The sequence below is a fragment of the Liberiplasma polymorphum genome (assembly GCF_043951795.1).
Classification (GTDB): domain Bacteria; phylum Bacillota_I; class Bacilli_A; order Izemoplasmatales; family Izemoplasmataceae; genus Liberiplasma; species Liberiplasma polymorphum.
Map to the genome: position 1 here is coordinate 1 of NZ_JBIOAG010000077.1, position 1,577 is coordinate 1,577.

The 1,577-nt window shown below is 36.0% G+C and carries 1 protein-coding gene; it reads left to right on the forward strand.

Annotated elements, in window-relative coordinates:
* Positions 1 to 279 precede the first annotated feature (279 nt).
* Complete coding sequence (locus ACHAJD_RS09820; protein WP_435585691.1) at positions 280 to 1,464, forward strand: IS110 family RNA-guided transposase; 1,185 nt, start codon at positions 280 to 282, stop codon at positions 1,462 to 1,464.
* Positions 1,465 to 1,577: the final 113 nt, after the last annotated feature.

A 1,577-nucleotide genomic window follows, 5' to 3' on the forward strand; every position in this document is an offset into this window, starting at 1 on the left:
ATCACCTATTATAATATATTTGTCTCTTTGTATTAAGAGGTAGACATATCCTCATATGTATATAATAATTAAATTGATAACATTGTAGACTATTTACCCATCACCTTACAGCTTCTTTTGAAGACTGGTTTATTGAGGCTATAGCTACAGTTTCAATTGAGTGTGGTAATGAGTTAGATACGGCTACTTTAGAAGGGTAGACCGGTTATTGAAATAGGGAACACCGAATTGAAAATGTGTAGTTGCGCTACAGTGTTAATCAAAGAAAGGAATGGTAATTTGATTTACGTTGGTATTGACGTCGCTAGTAAGAAACACGACTATGCGATTATGAATGACTTAGGCGAGATAGCGAGCACTGGAAGTATTGATAACTCTCTAAAAGGATTTAAAAAACTCCAAGACGCTATGAGGAACGCCCAAGAGTTTTTTCAAGACCAAAATATACGTATAGGACTTGAATCAACTGGGCATTATAGTATTAACATCCTCCATCACCTCGCGAAAAATGACTATAAGGTAATGTTAATCAACCCTTTATTAACCAATATGGATCGCAAATCATCATCGCTTCGTAAAACGAAGACAGATAAAATCGATGCATTATCCATTTGTATGTTTCTCGACAGAAACAAATTTGACTTCAAGCCCTATACACTTAAATCTTATCATACTGAAGAGCTAAAGTCATTATCTAGAGAGCGTTTAGCGATAAAAAAACAGTTGCGTATTGAACTAAATAAACTGCACGCCTTGATAAGTATTACGTTTCCAGAATACTACAAAGTATTCAAAAATATTCAACTCAAAGTGTCGTATCGAGTCCTTAAAACTTACGGGATTCCAAGTGTCATCGCAACGACACGTATAGACGGTTTAACCAATACCTTGCATAAAGGATCACGTGGACACTATGGCTATGAACAAGCCGTAAACCTTAAAACGCTCGCTCAAGAAACAATTGGTCAAGATTCTAGGGTATATGCCTTTCAAATTAAAGCCCTCGTTGAACGCATCGAATTTCTCAATACACAAATCAAAAGCTTTGAGGCAGAAATCAAGGACATCGTCGATAACCATTTCACGTATCTACTTAGTGTCCCTGGGATTGGATACACAACTGCAGGTATCATTTTAGGTGAAATCGGTAATATTCTTCGTTTTAGTAATGCGAATAAATTATTAGCCTACGCGGGTCTCGATCCTTCGGTGTATCAGTCTGGTGATTATGATGCGCCAAGAAGAAAGATTTCTAAACGTGGCTCCGCTACCTTAAGATGGGCTATTCATATTGTCTCTTCCCGCATTATCCACTGTGATCAAACCTTCATTGATTACTACAATAAGAAGATGAGCAAAGAGGGTAAAAGCTATTTAACAACATTAGGACACGTTACTAAGAAAGTTACAAGAGTTCTCTACTCAATCATCAAACATCAAAAGGAATTTATTCCGCAAACATAAAATAACTTACACCGAAGCTAAGCTACTACACTTTGTGTGGTTCTTTAATTATGCCTTAAATTAGATCTTTGTAAAAAAATACAAGTTTTACTTGAAAACTAAATAGTTAGCTC